The organism is Cellulophaga lytica DSM 7489, assembly GCF_000190595.1.
Lineage (GTDB): Bacteria > Bacteroidota > Bacteroidia > Flavobacteriales > Flavobacteriaceae > Cellulophaga > Cellulophaga lytica.
In genome coordinates this window covers 1-17107 of record NC_015167.1, presented here as the reverse complement: position 1 = coordinate 17107, position 17107 = coordinate 1, and the positions used below count along the sequence as shown (strand labels likewise).

Annotated in this window: 16 protein-coding genes; 4 read left to right on the top strand and 12 right to left on the bottom strand. The window is 31.8% G+C overall.

What is annotated here, in order from left to right; translation table 11 throughout:
• Positions 1 to 3: 3 nt before the first annotated feature.
• The 9 genes from CELLY_RS00080 to CELLY_RS00040 form a co-directional block, all read right to left on the bottom strand.
• The gene (locus tag CELLY_RS00080) at positions 4 to 2376 is read right to left on the bottom strand and encodes a TonB-dependent receptor (protein ID WP_013619600.1); all 2373 of its coding nucleotides are present in this window, start codon (positions 2374 to 2376) and stop codon (positions 4 to 6) included.
• A 125-nt stretch (positions 2377 to 2501) separates the two neighbouring features.
• A complete protein-coding gene (locus CELLY_RS00075; RefSeq protein ID WP_013619599.1) occupies positions 2502 to 4712 on the bottom strand; it encodes an NADP-dependent isocitrate dehydrogenase in 2211 nt (736 codons plus the stop codon).
• A gap of 653 nt (positions 4713 to 5365) precedes the next feature.
• Positions 5366 to 5716 carry a 50S ribosomal protein L19 gene (rplS, locus tag CELLY_RS00070; RefSeq protein ID WP_013619598.1) on the bottom strand — a complete coding sequence of 117 codons (351 nt, stop codon included), beginning with the start codon at positions 5714 to 5716 and terminating at the stop codon, positions 5366 to 5368.
• A gap of 140 nt (positions 5717 to 5856) precedes the next feature.
• A complete protein-coding gene (locus CELLY_RS00065; protein ID WP_013619597.1) occupies positions 5857 to 6177 on the bottom strand; it encodes a hypothetical protein in 321 nt (106 codons plus the stop codon).
• Positions 6170 to 6850, bottom strand: coding sequence for a tRNA (guanosine(37)-N1)-methyltransferase TrmD (gene trmD, locus CELLY_RS00060; RefSeq protein ID WP_013619596.1), 681 nt, complete (start codon positions 6848 to 6850; stop codon positions 6170 to 6172). The genes CELLY_RS00065 and trmD overlap by 8 nt, the downstream gene beginning before the upstream one ends.
• A gap of 38 nt (positions 6851 to 6888) precedes the next feature.
• Entirely contained in the window at positions 6889 to 7332 is a 444-nt protein-coding gene (locus CELLY_RS00055; RefSeq protein WP_013619595.1) for a GNAT family N-acetyltransferase, read from the bottom strand.
• 46 nt (positions 7333 to 7378) lie between these two features.
• Positions 7379 to 8005 carry a hypothetical protein gene (locus tag CELLY_RS00050; RefSeq protein ID WP_013619594.1) on the bottom strand — a complete coding sequence of 209 codons (627 nt, stop codon included), beginning with the start codon at positions 8003 to 8005 and terminating at the stop codon, positions 7379 to 7381.
• A gap of 157 nt (positions 8006 to 8162) precedes the next feature.
• Entirely contained in the window at positions 8163 to 9611 is a 1449-nt protein-coding gene (locus tag CELLY_RS00045) for a glyceraldehyde-3-phosphate dehydrogenase (protein WP_013619593.1), read from the bottom strand.
• Between the two features lie 138 nt (positions 9612 to 9749).
• A complete protein-coding gene (locus CELLY_RS00040; protein ID WP_034645224.1) occupies positions 9750 to 11150 on the bottom strand; it encodes a S1C family serine protease in 1401 nt (466 codons plus the stop codon).
• A 118-nt stretch (positions 11151 to 11268) separates the two neighbouring features.
• On the opposite strand from CELLY_RS00040, the gene dapF reads away from it, so the two are divergent.
• The 4 genes from dapF to CELLY_RS00020 all read left to right on the top strand — a co-directional run bounded on the left by dapF (position 11269) and on the right by CELLY_RS00020 (position 14422).
• Positions 11269 to 12042 carry a diaminopimelate epimerase gene (gene dapF / locus CELLY_RS00035; protein ID WP_013619591.1) on the top strand — a complete coding sequence of 258 codons (774 nt, stop codon included), beginning with the start codon at positions 11269 to 11271 and terminating at the stop codon, positions 12040 to 12042.
• Positions 12036 to 12560 carry a GNAT family N-acetyltransferase gene (locus tag CELLY_RS00030; RefSeq protein ID WP_013619590.1) on the top strand — a complete coding sequence of 175 codons (525 nt, stop codon included), beginning with the start codon at positions 12036 to 12038 and terminating at the stop codon, positions 12558 to 12560. The genes dapF and CELLY_RS00030 overlap by 7 nt, the downstream gene beginning before the upstream one ends.
• Positions 12560 to 13603, top strand: coding sequence for an endolytic transglycosylase MltG (mltG, locus tag CELLY_RS00025; protein WP_013619589.1), 1044 nt, complete (start codon positions 12560 to 12562; stop codon positions 13601 to 13603). Before CELLY_RS00030 ends, mltG begins: the two co-directional genes overlap by 1 nt.
• A gap of 162 nt (positions 13604 to 13765) precedes the next feature.
• On the top strand, positions 13766 to 14422 hold the full coding sequence (locus CELLY_RS00020; RefSeq protein ID WP_013619588.1) for a hypothetical protein: 657 nt from the start codon (positions 13766 to 13768) through the stop codon (positions 14420 to 14422).
• A 53-nt stretch (positions 14423 to 14475) separates the two neighbouring features.
• Here the strand turns inward: CELLY_RS00020 and CELLY_RS00015 are convergent, their stop codons facing one another.
• The 3 genes from CELLY_RS00015 to dnaA are packed head-to-tail and all read right to left on the bottom strand — an operon-like array spanning position 14476 to position 17090.
• Complete coding sequence (locus CELLY_RS00015) at positions 14476 to 15195, bottom strand: SAM-dependent methyltransferase (protein ID WP_013619587.1); 720 nt, start codon at positions 15193 to 15195, stop codon at positions 14476 to 14478.
• A 3-nt stretch (positions 15196 to 15198) separates the two neighbouring features.
• On the bottom strand, positions 15199 to 15654 hold the full coding sequence (locus tag CELLY_RS00010; RefSeq protein ID WP_013619586.1) for a low molecular weight protein-tyrosine-phosphatase: 456 nt from the start codon (positions 15652 to 15654) through the stop codon (positions 15199 to 15201).
• 11 nt (positions 15655 to 15665) lie between these two features.
• Entirely contained in the window at positions 15666 to 17090 is a 1425-nt protein-coding gene (dnaA, locus tag CELLY_RS00005) for a chromosomal replication initiator protein DnaA (RefSeq protein ID WP_013619585.1), read from the bottom strand.
• Between the last annotated feature and the right edge of the window lie 17 nt (positions 17091 to 17107).

Genomic DNA, 17107 nt, shown 5'->3' with positions numbered 1-17107 from the left:
TTATTAAAATTTAAAATTATAAGTTACAGATGGTACTATACCAAAAATAGAGGTACGTAGAGCTTCATTGTTTCCAGTATCCTCATTTCTAGAAAAATTAATAGAAGCTGCATTTTTACGATTGTAAACGTTGTATATGCCAAAAACCCATTGTGCTTGCAATTTTCTGTTTTTATTTTTTTTAGGAGTTAGTGTGGCAGATATATCTAACCTGTTGTAGCTTGGTAAGCGTTGGTTGTTACGGTCTCCATAAATAGGAATGCTTAGGTCTTTGTACTCAAATTGACCAATTGGGTAGTTTGTTGGTTGCCCAGATTGGTATATTAAATTACTATTAAAGCTCCATTTGTCATTTAAGTTATAGCTAGCGTTAATAGATAAATCGTGAGTCTTATCAAAAGACGTGGTGTACCATTTACCATTGTTAATTCCTGTTTCGTTAGTGCTTCTTGGAGGAGTTTGTTGTTCGGACTTAGATAAAGTGTAAGATAGCCAACCGTTTAATTTTCCGCTGTTTTTCTTAAGCATAAGTTCTAAACCGTAAGATCTCATTTTACCATTTAAAATTACCTGTTCTATTGCATCATTAGCAATTAGGTTAGCACCATCTATATAGTCTATTCTGTTTTTAACATCTTTGTAATAAGCTTCTGTCTCTAAGGAGTAACTGTCATTATTAAAGTTTTTAAAATAGCCTATTGCATATTGATCTAATATTTGTGGTTTAATATATTTTCCGCTGGGAGACCAAACATCTAAAGGAGTAGGGGAGCTAGTGTTAGATAATAAATGCAGGTACTGAGCCATATGGTTGTAACTAGCTTTTATAGAGTTGTTATTGTTTAGTGCGTAAGACAATGCTACTCTTGGCTCTAAGTTGTTAAATGTGGTTATTTGTGCAGATCTTTTAAAGCGTTCTATTCCTATAGGTTCTGCACTTTCGTATATCTGAAAATCGGTATTAAAATTAACTGCTTGGTTGTTTTCATATATAAAAAGCTCATCTTGTCCTAGCCTGGTGAAATGGCTCCAGCGTACTCCGTACTGTAATGTAAGGTTGCTGCTAACTTTGTGTTCGGCATCTATATAGGCAGCAAATTCGTTAGCGTATTTGTCAGTTAATTTGTTTGGTAAAATACCAGAATCGCTTCGGTTTGGCTTTATTTCTCCAGGATTAAATCTGTAATATGTGTTGTTTAGTCCGTAATTTAATTTAAGGTTGTTAGAGATGTAATTTTTAAAATCGTACTTAAGATTAAAGTTTTGTATTCCAGAGTTCCATTTAAAACCAACAAAATCTAATTCTAATCCGTAAAAATAGTCAGAGTAAATTAATGATAAATTGCTAAACAATTTATCAGAAAATAAGTGATTCCACCTTAAATTAATAACAGAGTTACCATATGTGTTTTCAAAACTATTGGCAATGCTAAAAACATCTCTACCAAAATAGCCAGATAAGTATAGGTTATTGTTTTTATTTATTTTGTAATTAAGTTTAGTATTTAAATCATAAAAATATGCCTTATTGTCATTATCTAATAAGGGTAAAAACAGATGAGCATAAGAGCTACGACCACCGATTAAAAAAGCGCCTTTGTCTTTTTTTAAAGGTCCTTCAAGCAATAATCTACTAGAAACAATGCCAATACCGCCATTAGCTTTAAATTCTTTACTGTTTCCTTCTTTTTGGTAAATATCTAGTACAGATGAAATTCTGCCTCCGTATTTTGCAGGTATACCACCTTTGTATAGTTTTAAATCTTTTATGGCATCAGGATTAAAAACTGAAAAGAAACCAAATAAATGTGAAGAGTTGTAAATGGTAGCTTCATCTAGTAAAATTAAATTTTGATCTACAGAGCCACCACGCACATTAAATCCGGATGCACCTTCACCACCACTAGTAACTCCAGGAAGTAGTAAAATTGACTTTAGAACATCAGCCTCGCCTAATATTGCTGGTATTTTTTTTATACTGCTAGATGATAAAGAGTTTACACTCATTTGTGGTTTTCGAATGCTAATTTTCTCAATGTCCTCAGTAAGTACAATTTCGTTTAACTCCTCAATAGCTTCATTAAGTTGAAGGTTTAATGTGGTATCTTTATTTAAATTTATTTCTTTTTTAATGTCATTAAAACCAATATAACTTACAATTATTGTGTAGTTTCCTTTAGGCAGTGTTAATGAGTAAAACCCGTATTCATTGGTAATTACTCCTGTTTGTAGTTCTGGTACTGCTATAGAAACACCTATTAGTGTTTCGTTACTAGACGCTTCTGTGATGGTGCCAAATAATGTATATTTTTCCTGCGCCTTACTTGTTGTAAAAAAGAACAAAAGGATAAAAAGGCAGACAATTGGTCTGTGCATAGTTGGTATGGGTTTTTGTAAAAATAACCACTTTTAAAGCTAGATTATAATAGTTAACATTTATTTAAAATAAAAAAGCCTTTTCAAAAAATAATGAAAAGGCTTTAAGTGTAAATGTTTAAGCATTAAATACTACTAATAATAGTATTTAAAGTGTTGCTAGGTCTCATAGCTTTAGCTAAAACCTCTTGGTTAGGTAAGTAGTAGCCCTCTATGTTTACACTAGAACCTTGAGCGTTAATTAACTCTTCGTTTATTTTGCTTTCATTATCTTTTAATGAAGCATAAACATCTTTAAATTTAGCTTGTAAAGCAGGACTCTTGGTTTGGTTAGCTAATGCTTCTGCCCAATATAATGTTAGGTAAAAGTGAGAACCTCTGTTGTCTATTTCGTTTACTTTTCTAGACGGAGATTTATCGTTTAATAAAAATTTCTCTGTAGCATCACCTAAAGCTTCAGCTAAAACAAGTGTATCAGTATTTCCAGATTTTTCTGCCTCGTGCTCTAAAGAAACCTCTAAAGCTAAAAATTCACCTAAAGAATCCCAACGTAAGTGTCCTTCTTCAGTAAATTGTTCAACGTGTTTAGGAGCAGATCCACCTGCACCAGTTTCAAACAAACCACCACCATTCATTAAAGGAACAATAGATAGCATTTTTGCGCTTGTACCAACTTCTAAAATTGGGAACAAATCTGTTAAGTAATCTCTAAGTACATTACCAGAAACAGAAATAGTGTCTTTACCATCTTTAATTCTAGCAAGTGTGTATTCTGTAGCTTTTAAAGGCGATAGAATTAAAATTTCTAAACCAGACGTATCATGGTTAGGTAAATATGTGTTAACTTTTTTAATTAACTCTGCATCATGAGCTCTGTTTTCATCTAACCAAAATACAGCAGGTGTATTAGTTGCTCTTGCTCTAGAAACGGCTAACTTAACCCAGTCTTGTATAGGAGCATCTTTTACTTGGCACATTCTCCAGATATCACCAGCTTCTACGTTGTGCTCTATAAGTACAGTACCGGTAGCATCTATAACTTGTACTTTTCCGTTGTTTGCAATTTCAAAAGTTTTGTCGTGAGATCCGTATTCTTCAGCTTTTTGAGCCATTAAACCAACGTTAGGTACTGTACCCATTGTTGTAGGGTCAAAAGCACCGTGTTTTTTACAGAAATCTATAGTTGCAGAGTAAATTTCTGCATAACTACTATCTGGTATAACAGCCAAAGTATCTTGTGCTTTACCTTCTGCATTCCACATTTGTCCGGAGTTACGTATCATTGCTGGCATAGAAGCATCAATAATAACGTCACTAGGCACGTGTAAATTTGTTATTCCTTTGTCAGAATTAACCATTGCTAAATCTGGACCATTCTCTATAGTCTTTTCAATTTCAGCTTTAATTTCTGCGCCATTAGATATTTTATCTAATTTATTTAATAAGCTTTCTAAACCGTTGTTTGCGCTTATTCCGTTTTCTTCAAAAACTTTACCGTACTTTTTAAATACATCAGCAAAGAAAACTTCTACAGCGTGACCAAAAATAATTGGGTCAGAAACCTTCATCATAGTTGCTTTCATATGTAAAGAAAACAATATGCCAGCATCTTTAGCTTCTTTCATTTGCTTTTGTAAAAACGCTAAAAGAGCTTTGTTGCTCATTACAGTAGCATCTATAATTTCGCCATCTAGTAATGAAATTTTATCTTTTAAAACCTCTTTAGAGCCATCTTCTTTTACTAAAACAACACTAACATCTGTTGCTTTGTCTAAGGTGATAGACTTTTCGTTAGCTTTAAAATCTCCAGAAGACATAGTAGCTACTTGAGATTTAGAATCTGGGCTCCAAGCACCCATAGAGTGTGGATTTGCTTTTGCATAGTTTTTAACAGCTTTTGGAGCTCTACGGTCAGAGTTACCCTCGCGTAATACAGGGTTTACTGCACTACCTTTAATTTTATCATAACGTCTTTTAATTTCTTGCTCTTTTGCATCTTTAGGATCGTCTGGGTAGCTAGGTATAGCGTACCCTTTTTCTTGTAGTTCTGCAATGGCTTCTTTAAGTTGTGGTATAGAAGCACTAATATTAGGAAGTTTAATAATGTTAGCCTCAGGACTTTTTGCCAATTCTCCTAATTGTGCTAAAGCATCTTCAAACTGTTGCTCTTTTGATAGGTAATCTGGAAAAACAGCTAATATACGAGCTGCTAAAGAGATGTCTTTTGTTTCCATTTCTATACCTGTAGTTTTAGTAAAAGCTTGTACAATTGGTAAGAAAGATTGAGTTGCTAAAGCAGGAGCTTCATCAGTTTTTGTATATATTATTTTTGGCATATTATATTGATTTATTTTAAGCGAAACAAATATACAATTTTCAGTTATCTTATAGAATGAGATATTTTTAAAAAACTATTAAAAATTGTGATTATTATGCAATAAATCAATGAAAAACAAAAGCCATATCATTGTATTGTATACATTGATATGGCTTTTAGAAACAATTCTTAACTTTTGTTTGTTTTATACCTTCTATAAAACGGCAACCATTGATTGCAGTTAACTTTTGTTTCTACGTTTAAAACATAACAATACTTAATTTTAATTAAGTCAATCTATTATGTTTTTTCTTGTTGCTATTTTTAAGTTTAATTAAACATATAATTTAATAAATTAAAAATCTATAATCAAGTTTTATCAACCCATTATAGGTCTTCAATGTAAGGTTAATTTAAGATGTGCACTTAATTAACTTTATAAAGAGATCTTGCAACAATATAAAGAACGCAACTTTATAGTTATGTACTATACACTTACCTAATAATGATATTAATAGTAAATAACACTTAAATTTAATAAATATAAATTAATTAAGCAATAACTTTAACATATTATGGTTATTTTGCTTACTAAATAAAAATAACGTATATGCTTTAACAAAAAAAAGTCTACCGTTAGGTAGACTTTTTAGTATTGTATAAGAAGTGGTATTATTTACGAACTTCTTTAATTCTTGCTTTTTTACCAGTAAGACCTCTAAAGTAGAAGATACGAGCTCTACGCACTTTACCTTTCTTATTGATTTCAATTTTTTGTAATGCAGGTAAATTAACAGGGAAAATACGCTCAACACCAACAGTACCAGACATTTTACGGATTGTAAAAGTTTCTGTAGCGCCGCTACCTCTTCTTTGGATAACTACACCTCTAAAGAACTGAGTACGAGTTTTTTCACCTTCCTTAATTTCGTAGTATACAGTAATTGTATCACCAGCAGAGAATTTTGGAAAATCTTTTTTTGGAACAAATTCGTCTTCAACAAATTTAATTAATGCTTCCATCTTGTTTCTTTTTTATATAAGTTTATTAAAATCAACAGTTCACGTTTTTCGCCAGAGGTTAATTTTAAATCGAGTGCAAAAATACATTATTAATTACATATAGCAAGTTTTGAACTGTATTTTTTGCTGTAAAATGGTTATTATGAATCTTTTTTTAATTTACTAACGGCTAAAATAAAGCCTGTCACAAAAATAATAGAGAAGAAACAACTTAAAATATTAACACTGTAGTTAGCTAACATTAGTTGTTCTGGTTCTAAATTAAGAGAGCTTGTTAATGCAGCTATTAATGGGTATGCTATTGAGCATAAAAAACTAACAACGCTGCCAATTATCATAAAAACACCTGCTATGCCTTTTTTTTTGGTAGTGTAAATTATGGCGCCAATTGTTGTGGCAATAGCTATTAAGGCGTAAATTATAGAGGTTATTCCGTATAATATTTCAAAATTATCAATCATTATCTAGTAAATCTGGTCTTAGTTGTTTGGTTCTTTCGTAGGCTTGGTCTTCTCTCCATTTTTCAATTTTAGGAAAGTTGCCATTCAGTAATATTTCAGGAACTTTTAATCCTTTGTATTCTGCAGGTCTAGTGTATACAGGCGGAGCTAACAAATTATCCTGAAAGGTGTCTGTTAAAGCAGATGTTTCGTTATTTAAAACACCCGGAATTAACCTTATAATAGTGTCACATAAAACAGCAGCACCAAGTTCTCCTCCAGACAAAACATAATCTCCAATAGATATTTCTTTTGTAATTAAGGTATCTCTTACTCTTTGGTCTACGCCTTTATAATGTCCGCAAAGAATAATTATATTTTTTGATAATGATAAGGTATTAGCCATTTTTTGGTTTAAAGTACTACCATCTGGTGTCATATATATAACATCATCATAAGTACGTTCTCCCTTTAGTTTGCTAATGCATTTGTCTATAGGTTCTATCATCATAACCATACCTGCGCCACCACCAAATTGATAATCATCTATTTGGTTGTAACTTTTATCTGTATAGTCTCTTAAGTTGTGAAAATGAACTTCTACTAGCCCTTTTTCTATAGATCTTTTTAGAATTGAAGCTTCAAAAGGACTCTTTAATAATTCTGGTAAAACCGTAATAATATCTATTCTCATACTAAAATATTGGTGGCAAATATACAATTTAGATTTTGCTATTTAGCAGTCCAAAAATAATGAAAAGACGCTGTATCTTTTTCCCAGTTTAGTTTTTCGTATAATTTTTGAGCTGGGTTGTTGGTTGCGGTTTCTAAAGCTAGCCCTTTGTGTTTATTATCTTTGCAAAATTGTTGAGCTTTTTTTAGTAATTCAGTTCCTATGTTGTTACCTCTGTATTGGGTATCTACGTATAGGTCATTTAAAATGAATAGTGGTTGTAATGCTACGGAAGAGTAGGAGGTGTACAATTGTGTAAAACCAACTGCTATGTTATTTTTAAAAGCAATAAATATGTGAGATTGATTTTTACTTAATCTTTCTATCAAAAAATTTTCAGCGGCTTTTAAGTTAGGCTCTTGCTTGTAAAAAATTCTGTAGTTGTTAAGTAAAGGAGCAACTATGCTACTATCTTCTTCTGTTGCTTTTTTTATTGTTACCATAGTTGTGAAAAATAAAAAAGCTCCTTAAAAAAGGAGCTTTGTGTTTTTATTTCTTGTGTTTGTTTAGCTCATCCATAAGCTGTCTGCTTATTTTCTGTTCTCGTTCTAAAGCTCTTCTTCTGTGGTCTTCAAACTCAGTTTCTAACTCTGCTAAGTTTGTTTTAGCTTCTTGCGTTAATACATTACTTTTTCTAAACTTGTAGATAAATAATAATAACAACGTAAGTAAACCACCAATAATAGACCACAATATAAGGTTGTATGTTACTTTAGATACTTGCATCCCTAAAAAAAACATACTATCTTTTTCCTGTGTAATTGCAGTAAGGTTTTTAGTAGTGGCGTCTAGTTTTTGGTTTAAGTTTTCAATTGTTCCTTCTTGCTCATTAATAGTACTTTTTAATGATGCTTTTGTTTTTCCATAAATAGTTAAAGAATCAAGTACATTTTCTCTAAGCTTAGTTAAATGAGTAATTTTAATTATTTCATATTTTACTCCTGCAGCTCCCCAATTACCACCTTTTTTAAATACATATTCAAATTGGTTATCAATTGTTCCGCCATCTAATGATAATTTATTCTCTTCATCTTCTGATTCGTTATCATCTTGAGCAAACTGTACGTTCCATACTAGTAAAGCAATAAATATTGGTAATAGCTTTAACCCTTTCATATAATGTAGTGTTTAAAAATTTTATGAGACGGCTAAAGTAATTTAATATTTTTAGATAAGAAAAAAACTCCGCTGAAACTTGGAAAATAAAATAGAAAAATGTCTATAAAATGCTCCAATTTATGAGTTACAACGAAGTTTTCCAACACATAATCGATTAATAGTAGGTAAATCTCCTTACTTTAGAGATGTACTTAGCTAATCTTATTACTTGATGAGAGTATCCATATTCATTATCATACCAGATGTATAAAATAATGTTTTTACCATCTTTAGAAACTATGGTAGCGGGGCTATCATAAATTGATGGGGCAGAGGTGCCAACTATATCAGATGATACTAACTCATTATTTAAAGAGTATTTAATTTGCTCTACAAGGTCACCTTCTAAAGCGTATTTTTTAAGAATAGTATTGATACCTTCTTTAGATGTTTTATTATTAACATCTAAGTTTAATATAGCTAAAGAACCGTTTGGTACAGGTACTCTAATTGCATTAGAACTTAATTTACCTTCTAAACTAGGTAGTGCTAAACATACTGCTTTACCTGCGCCAGTTTCTGTAATTACCATATTTAGTGCTGCTGCTCTACCACGACGGTATTTGCTGTGCATATTATCTACTAAATTCTGGTCGTTAGTATAAGCGTGTATAGTTTCTAAATGCCCTTTTTTAACGCCTAAAGAATCTTCTACAATTTTTAAAATAGGAGTAATTGCATTTGTTGTGCAAGATGCAGCAGAAAATATTTTAGTAGTATCTGGGTTGTGCTCTAAATGGTTTACACCGTGCACAATGTTAGGGATACCTTTACCTGGTGCCGTTAATAATACTCTAGATGCACCTTTAGATTGTAAGTGTCTGCTTAAAGCTTCTTTATCTCTAAAAGCACCCGTATTGTCTATAATTAAAGCGCTAATTATACCGTATTTAGTATAATCTATATCTTCTGGTTTTTGGGCAGAAATAATATGTACTGTAGTGCCATTAATAATTAAAGCATTGTTTTCTACATCTACATCAATAGTACCTGTAAAATGTCCGTGAACAGAATCGGTACGTAAAAGGCTAGCTCTTTTTTCTAAAACCTCTTGGTTAATTGTACCTCTGGTAACAATAGCTCTAAGTCTTAATTGGTTTCCTTTACCAGTTTTAGCCATAAGCTCTCTGGCAACTAACCTACCAATTCTACCAAAACCATAAAGAACAACATCTTTAGGTTTTATTGTTTTTGCGCCATTAGCATCTTTTAGTTTGTCTAAAACAAATGCTTTTACATTGCTGTAATTATTATCATCTGCGTGGTATTCATAAGTTAATTTACCTATATCTAATTTTGCAGGTGGTAATTTAATGTCGTTAATTGCTCTTAAGATTTCAACAGAATCAAAAATTGAAATTGGTTTTTGTACAAATTCACCTGCATACTCGTGTAGGTTAATAATGTCGCTAACATTTTTATCAATAATCTGATTTTTGAAAAGAACTACCTCAATAGACTTGTCATACCACAGGTTGCTCACAATTTTTATGAACTCTGTAGTTGCTTTTCTACGGTCTGCTTGAAAAGCTAATTCTTTCTCGTACGATTTACTGGCACTCATTAAATATGATTTAAAATAAATTTAATTTTGGGCAAAAGTACTATATTTCAAACGTTTTCGTAAAGTGTTTTTGTAAAAAAAAATGCAGACTTCGTTAAGTCTGCATTTTTAACCGTTAAAAAGGATTGTGTTTATTGGCTATTGAAAGATAAGACGTTCTCTTTCTCCTTTTTCATTAACCATAGTTATGCTTGTGTAGCCGTATCTGCCAATAGAGCTAAAAAGGTTTTTAGCATCATATACATTTTTAATTTCTTTTTTTCCTACAGCAATTAATACTTTGCCTTCTAAATTATACATTCTGTACAACTCAGGAACTCCTATAATTTTAACTCCGTTTTTGGTTTTAAATTTTTTGCGGTCTTTATCATTAAGATTTTTAACTTCTAAACCAAGACCTTCTATAATTATGGTTTGTCTTTCTTTTAAAATTACAGGTTTTATAATTTCTTCATCGTCTCTATTAATAGCTATCTGTATAGTATCTCCTGGTCTTTTAGAAGATAAGTAACCATTTAAATCCGCTAATTTGTGTATTTCTACTTCGTCAGTTTTTTTAATAATGTCTCCGCTTTGTAAACCGGCTTCAAAAGCACCAGAATCTTCAGTTACGTCTTCAATGTACACACCATCAATTTCATTTAAACCATTTTCTACGGCATATCTAGAGTTTACTTTTGGTGTAGAAATGCCTAAAATTCCGTCTAAAACATTTCCGTATTCAATAATGTCATCAACAACTTTTTTAGCAATATTACTAGGTACTGCAAAAGAATACCCAACATAAGATCCTGTTCTAGAGGTAATAGCTGTGTTAACGCCAATTAAGTCTCCGTTAGTATTTACCAAAGCACCACCACTGTTTCCTGGGTTTACAGCAGCATCAGTCTGTATAAAAGATTGTGATTTATTGCTCATATCTAAATTACGAGCCTTAGCACTTATAATACCTGCTGTTACTGTAGATGTTAGGTTAAATGGGTTACCAACTGCTAAAACCCATTCGCCAACTTTAACACTGTTACTATCTCCAAATGCTAAATATGGCAATTTCTTTTTTGCATCAATTTTTAAAAGAGCAATATCTGTATTAGGGTCTGTACCAACCAACTCAGCAACATATGTTTTATTGTTGTTTAGTGTAACTTGTAGTTGTGTAGCGTTGTCTATAACATGGTTGTTTGTAACTATATACCCATCTTCAGATATTATAACACCAGATCCGGTACCAACTTGTGGTTTTGCAGAAACACTTTGTCCGTAAAAAAACTGTAGTACACGATTTTGTTCTTGGTCTATAGATACATTTTTAACGTGTACAACTGCATTAACCGTATTTTCTGCTGCAGAGGTAAAATCTACTTCATTAATACCAGCACCTCTAAAAGAAACAGGTGTGTTACTTGTTGTAAAAGTAGATGCATTAGAGTCTTCTGTTATAATGTGATAATTTTTCTCCTCCAAAAATAATTTATATGCTCCTAAAGTTATTGTGCCTGCAAGCACAGAAACGGCTAGTAAACTTGTTATTTTTTTCATAATCATTCAATATATTAACATTTTCAACTGTAAAATTATCAATTTTATATTTCAAAAAGTCTAATTTAACGTCTTTTTAACTGCTAAAAAAACCTTAACAAATTATATATTTGTGACTATGCAAATTACATTTTATAAATATCAAGGAACAGGGAACGATTTTGTTATGATAGATAACAGATCTTTAAGTTTTCCAAAGCAAGATACCAAGTTAATTAATACGTTATGTGACCGTAAATTTGGAGTGGGAGCAGACGGTTTAATTTTACTAGAGAATGATGAGGATTTAGACTTTAAAATGGTGTATTATAATGCAGATGGTAATGAAAGTACTATGTGCGGTAATGGAGGAAGGTGTCTTGTTGCCTTTGCTAATTTTTTAGGCGTGATAAAAGAAAAAACCACATTTAATGCTGTAGATGGGTTGCATAATGCTACTATTAAAGGTGATATTGTAAGTCTGCAAATGATTGATGTTGCTGAAGTAAAAGAAAAAGAAAATTACTCTTTTTTAGATACAGGTTCTCCGCACCATGTACAATTGGTAGATAACGTAAATGGTTTTGATGTTTTTACAGAAGGCAAAAAAATTAGATACGGCCTATATGGTGAAGCTGGTAGTAATGTAAATTTTGTAACTAAAAATGCTAAGGGTTACACCGTGCGTACTTATGAAAGGGGTGTAGAGGACGAGACTTTATCTTGCGGAACAGGTGTAACAGCAGTGGCGTTAGCTATGCATAAATCTGGTAATACAAATTTAACAACAATACCTATTAAAGTAATGGGTGGTGATTTAGAAATTAGTTTTACTGCTAAAGATGGGAGTTATAAAAATGTATACCTAACGGGTGAAGCTAAACAAGTTTTTAAAGGGGAAATAATATGTTAAGCTTAAAAGGAGAGCGTATATATTTGCGTGCAATAGAGCCTAATGATCTTGATTTTCTGTATCAATTAGAAAACGACACAAGTATTTGGGAAATTAGCGGTACAACTGCTCCTTATGCTAAGCATATTTTAGAATTGTATTTGCAAAATGCTTATAAAGATATTTATGAAGCAAAACAATTGCGTCTTTGTATATGTGATTTTGATGATACTGTTTTAGGTTTGGTGGATTTGTTTGATTTTGATCCTGCTAATAAAAAGGTGGGTTTGGGTATTATAGTATCAGAAAAAAAGAAAAGAAATAAAGGAGTTGGAGCAGAAGCCTTAGAGTTAGTTTGTAATTATGTTTTTAAAACATTGCAGTTGCACCAAATTTATGCAAATGTCCTGGTAGATAATGAGCCAAGTAAACATTTATTTAAAAAAATGGGTTTTAATGCTGTTGGTGTAAAAAAAGATTGGATTTTTACCAACGGTAAATTTAAAGATGAAATATTATATCAAAAGATAAATAATTAATGTATATAAAAAGAATTTTAGTAGCAGTTTTACTGATAGGTTTAGTAGGTTGTAGTGTTTTTGCTTATATGGTGTACGGTGTTTTTTTTGTAAATAACACAAATTTTAATAATGATGCAGCTTACGTTTTTGTAAAATCTACAGATAAATTTAATGATGTTAAGCAGCAAGTTGCACCATTACTTAAAGATGTAGAAGATTTTGAAGCTGCAGCTAAACGTAAAGGCTACATATCTAATGTAAAATCAGGTAAGTTTGAGATTAAAAAGGGGATGAATAATAATGAAATTATTAATTCGCTTCGTGGTCGTAATATACCAGTTAAGGTTTCTTTTAATAATCAAGAAACCTTAGAAGATTTAGCAGGAAGAGTAGCTACGCAAATAGAGGCAGATAGCTTGTCTTTAATACAGGCCTTTAATGAACCTCAGTTTTTAAAAGAGAATAATTTTACTCATGCTAATAAATTAGCAATGTATATTCCTAATAGTTATGAGTTTTATTGGAATAGCTCTGCAGAAACATTTAGGTCAAAAATGCTTACAGAATATAAGCGCTTTTGGAATGAAGACAGAAAAGCTAAGGCAAAATCTTTAGGGTTAACAGAAAATGAAGTTGTTGCACTAGCATCTATAGTGCATAAAGAAACCGCTAAAGTAGATGAAAGACCAAGAGTTGCTGGTGTTTATTTAAATAGATTACGTAAAGGGATGCTATTACAAGCAGACCCAACTGTTATATATGCGTTAAAATTACATCAAAATAATTTTAAGCAAATAATAAAAAGAGTACTTTATAAAGACTTAAAGTTAGATTCTCCATACAACACATATATGTATGCTGGTTTGCCTCCAGGGCCAATTGCAATGCCAGATATTTCTGCTGTAAATGCTGTTTTAAATTCGGAAAAACATGACTACTATTACTTTGTTGCTAACGTAGAAAACTTTGGTTATCACAAGTTTGCGAAAACATTATCGCAACATAACCGAAATAAAGAGCAATATATCCGATGGATAAACAAGCAAAACATTAACAGATAAACACTTAATCCGTTAATTGGTGCCGAATATCCTAAAAATCTCATCTTTTATGCTTTTTTAACATTTTAAGAACAATATGAGGAGTAAATTTGCACCCGAGAAATTTAAGCTGACTTAATATTAATTTAATATTAGACCGTAAGTCTTAAGAAATGAAACTATATGAGAAAGTGGATTAGTAAGTTAATCCCCCTAATCATGATTTTTATTTTAACGAGTTTTAGTTACAATATTATTGCACCCAAAATAGGTACAGTAGCATTGCCAAAAACACTTAAAATAAGTAAACCTACAGAGGTTTTGTATCCCAAATACAAAACAGCTATTGAAAATGATGATGAAATGTTGAGTGTAAATCCGCCTTTTTTAGGAGATTCATACAACGCATTTAAAGAAGCTCTTGCATTTAAGGAGTCTCAGGGAGATTATTTTGTGACAAACACATTAGGGTACGTAGGAAAGTATCAGTTTGGAGCAGAAACACTGCAGTTATTAGGAGTTACAAATGTAACTGCCTTTTTAAGCAATCCTATTTTACAAGAAAAGGTATTTTATACCAATTTAAGTAGAAATAAATGGATTTTGCGTAGAGATATTAAACGATTTGCAGGTCGTAAAATAGCCGGATTGGAAATAACAGAATCTGGAATCTTGGCAGCAGCACATTTAGCAGGACCAGGAAATGTAAAAAAGTTTTTACGTTCTAGAGGTACGCACACAGTGCAAGATGCATATGGATCTAGTATTGTTTATTACATGAAAATTTTTGCAGGTTATGATGTATCTGCAGTAAAGGCTGTAAGAAACCCAAGAATTTAAAAATACTACACTATGAAAATGGAAAAAGCCTCAGCGTAATTGCGAGGCTTTTTTTATGCTTGAAAAATAAATATAGTTGGTCTTTTGTTTAAATCTACATTTATTTTTTTCCATTCTGCTATGGTGTTGGTTGCTATTTGTTCTGTTGGTAATGTAATATCTGTAGCAATACAAAGTAATGTGTGGTTTGCTAAGGTTTTTAAAAGTTCAGCTAACAACTTGTCATTTCTGTATGGCGTCTCTATAAATATTTGCGATTGATTATTGTCTTTAGAAATACGCTCCATTTTTTTTATAACAGCTTTTCTCTCGCTACTATCAATAGGCAAGTAGCCATTAAATGCAAAGCTTTGTCCGTTTAAACCGCTAGCCATTAATGCCAAAAATATTGAAGATGGGCCAACTAAAGGAACTACTTGTAAGTTTTTTTGATGAGCAATTTTTACTACCTCGGCGCCAGGATCTGCTATTCCAGGGCAACCAGCTTCAGATATAATTCCTATGCTTTTTCCTTCAAAACAAGGGTCTAAAAAACTTGGTATTATTTGTGGATCTGTAAACTTGTTAATCAGTTCTATGTGTAAACTTGGCTGAGATTTACCAGAGCTTATTTTTTTTATAAAGCGCCTTGCAGTTTTTTCATTTTCTACAATATAGTAATCTATTTGCTCTATAGTTCGTTTTATAGAGATTGGCAACACTTCCAAAGGTTCATTGTCACCTAAAGTGGTAGGGATTAAATATATTTTTCCTGTTTTGGTAGTGTTTTCCATAGGTTATTGGTTTTTTAGTGTTTTGGCAATATTTGTACAGGCTTGGTCTATTAAGTTGTAAACATTTTCAAAACCTTGGTCACCTCCGTAATATGGGTCTGGAACTTCAGTAATTTTTGTATCTGCAAAATGTAACAAGAGTTTTACTTTTTTCTTGTGTTCAGGAGTCTTGGCTAGTGCAATAACATTATTGTAGTTGCTATTGTCCATAACATAAATGGTGGTAAACTCGTCAAAATCTTTTACAGTAAATTTTCTGCATACTTGCTTACTTATGTCTATACCGTATTTTTTTGCAACAGCAACAGACCTTGGGTCAGGAGCACTTCCTATGTGATAGCCAGCAGTGCCTGCAGAATCTACAGAAATTATGGTTGGGTCTACTTTGTTTTTAAGTATGCCCTCGGCCAATGGCGACCTACAAATATTTCCTAGGCAAACCATTAGTATTTTTGTCATCACCCTAAAGTTTAAGAGAATTTTTTAGTAAGATCTTCTATATATTTGCGAAACTGCTTATCGGTTTCAGCTAAATTATCTACTGTTTTACAAGCGTGTAAAACGGTTGCATGATCTCTTTTTCCTATTTGTGAGCCAATACTTGCTAATGATGCTTTTGTAAATCTTTTAGCAAAAAACATAGCCAATTGTCTGGCTTGTACAATATGTCTTTTTCTGGTTTTAGATTGTAATGTAGAAACATCCATTTCAAAATAATCAGAAACTACTTTTTGTATGTAATCTATAGAAACTTCTCTTTTGGTGTTTTTTACAAATTTTTCTACAATTTGTTGAGCAAGTTCTATTGTTATTTCTTTTTTATTGAAAGAAGATTGTGCTATTAATGATATTACAGCGCCTTCTAGTTCTCTAATGTTAGATTTTATGTTTTTAGCAACGTAATCTATAATTTCTTCTGGCATTTCTACACCATCTCTGTAGAGCTTGTTTTTAAGGATAGAAACTCTAGTTTCGTAATCTGGTGTTTGTAACTCAGCAGATAATCCCCATTTAAATCTAGATAGTAGGCGTTGTTCTATGTCTTGCATATCTACAGGAGCCTTGTCTGATGTTAAGATAACCTGTTTTCCATTTTGGTGTAAATGGTTAAAAATATGAAAGAAAACATCTTGCGTACCAGATTTTCCAGATAAAAACTGAACATCATCAATAATTAAAATATCTATTAATTGGTAAAAATGAATAAAATCATTTCTAGTATTCTTTTTAACAGACTCTATATATTGTTGTGTGAATTTTTCAGCAGAAATGTATAAAACAGTCCTTTCTGGGTATTTATCTTTTATCTCTACACCAATTGCGTGTGCAAGGTGAGTTTTGCCTAAACCAACACCACCAAAAATTAATAATGGGTTAAAAGATGTTCCTCCAGGTTTGTTAGCTACTGCCATACCAGCAGATCTTGCAAGCCTATTAGAGTCACCTTCTAAAAAGTTATCAAAATTATAGTTAGGGTTTAGTTGAGATTCTATTTTAATATTTCTAATACCAGGAATTACAAAAGGGTTTCTTAACTCAGGATTTTTAGATTTAATAGGTACATCTAATTCTTGAGGAGAAACTGTGGTTCTGTTAGAGCTTGGTATTTTCTCGGTAAACGGTTCTCTGTTTCCGTAAGTGTTTTCCATTCTAATAATGTAAACTAGCTTTGCATTTTCTCCTAATTCCTTTGTAAGAGAAACTTTTAGTAGTTTAACATAGTGTTCTTCAAGCCACTCGTAAAAGAATTTACTCGGTACCTGAACACTTAAAGAGTTATCTGATAGTTTAATTGGCTTTATAGGTTCAAACCAGGTTTTGAATGCTTGGGGTTGTATGTTATCCTTGATGAAAGATAAACAATTATTCCATACTGATTCTGCAGTAACACTCATTATTAGATAATCTTTTT